At 56.6% G+C, this 1573-nt stretch carries 1 pseudogene; it reads left to right on the forward strand.

What is annotated here, in order from left to right:
* Nucleotides 1–1573, forward strand: a pseudogene (locus KZ793_RS22205) (hemagglutinin repeat-containing protein); the annotation flags it as partial.

Below are 1573 nucleotides of genomic sequence, written 5' to 3' on the forward strand. Positions count from 1 at the left end.
GGAAAATCGCCACACGACGTTGACCCAAACCGAACAGAAACAGAGCGGCTTAACCGTGGCGCTGAGTGGCGCTGCCGGCGGGGCCGTCAACAGTGCGGTGCAAACAGCCAGAACCGCCCGCAATGAAAGTGACCCGCGACTGAAAGCCCTGCAAAACACCAAAGCTGCCCTCAGCGGAGTACAGGCGACTCAGGCCGCCCGACTGGCCGAAGCTCAGGGCAGTGACAACAAAGCCAATAACAATCTGGCCGGGGTGAGCCTGTCCTACGGGCGCCAGTCTTCCCGTTCAGAACAGCAGTCCCGTCAGACCACCCAACAGGGCAGCCATCTCACTGCCGGGGATAATCTCACGATTACGGCTAACGGTGATGACAAAGGCACATCAGTCCGAACGGCGATATCCGCATTCAGGGCAGCCAGTTACAGGCGGGTAAAGACCTGCAACTCAATGCCAGTCGGGATATTACGCTCTCATCCAGCCAGAACACCGAACAGACCACCGGTAAAAACAGCAGCCACGGCAGCTCGCTGGGCGTGGGCCTGACTGCCGGACCGGGGGGCACCGGCCTGAGTGTTTCGGCCAATGTCAGTCGGGGCAACGGCCATGAAAACGGCAACGGTGTCAGCCACAATAACACCACGTTACAGGCAGGACAGACCGTTGAGCTGAACAGTGGCCGGGATACGACGCTGAAAGGGGCACAAATCAGCGGCGAACAGATTACTGCCGACGTGAAACGTCATCTGTCATTGAGCAGTGAACAAGACAGCCAGCGCTATGACAGCCGACAACAGAATGCCAGCGCCGGGGTCAGTGCCACCGTGGGCCCGCAATCTAACGGCACCCTGAATCTCAATGCCAGCCGCAATAAACTGCACAGCAATTACGATTCGGTGCAGGAGCAGACCGGGCTGTTTGCTGGTAAAGGCGGTTATCAGGTTAACGTCGGCGACCACACCCAATTAGACGGTGCGGTGATAGCCAGTACCGCCGACAAAGCCAAAAACACCCTCAACACCGGGACACTGGGCTTTAAGGATATTCAAAATAAAGCGGATTTTACTGTCGAACAGCAAAGTGCAGGCGTCAGCCTCGGCCAACCAACCGCCGGGCAGGTGCTGAATAATCTGGCAGTTAATGCGCTGACCGGCTCTCATAACCAGGGCCATGACAGCAGTACCACACACGCCGCCGTCAGTGACGGCAACCTGATTATCCGGGATAAGGCGCACCAGACGCAGGATACCGCGAACTTAAGTCGCGATACCGATAACGCCGCCAATGTCCTCAGTCCGATATTTGATAAGGAAAAAGAACAGCAGCGGCTGAAACAGGCGCAACTGATTGGCGAACTCAGCGCCCAGATGACCGAGATAGCCGGAACGGAAGGGAAAATTATCGCCACCCAAGCAGCGAAAGCGAAGCTGGACCATATCAGTAAACAGGACCAAGCCGATGCCAGAGAAAAATTGATCAACGCAGGCAATCAACACCCAACGCCTTCGGATATCAACCAACAAATCTATGACACCGCTTACACGCAGGCTCTAAATGACTCCGGCCTGGGGACCG

Source organism: Photorhabdus antumapuensis, assembly GCF_020387775.1.
GTDB lineage: Bacteria > Pseudomonadota > Gammaproteobacteria > Enterobacterales > Enterobacteriaceae > Photorhabdus > Photorhabdus antumapuensis.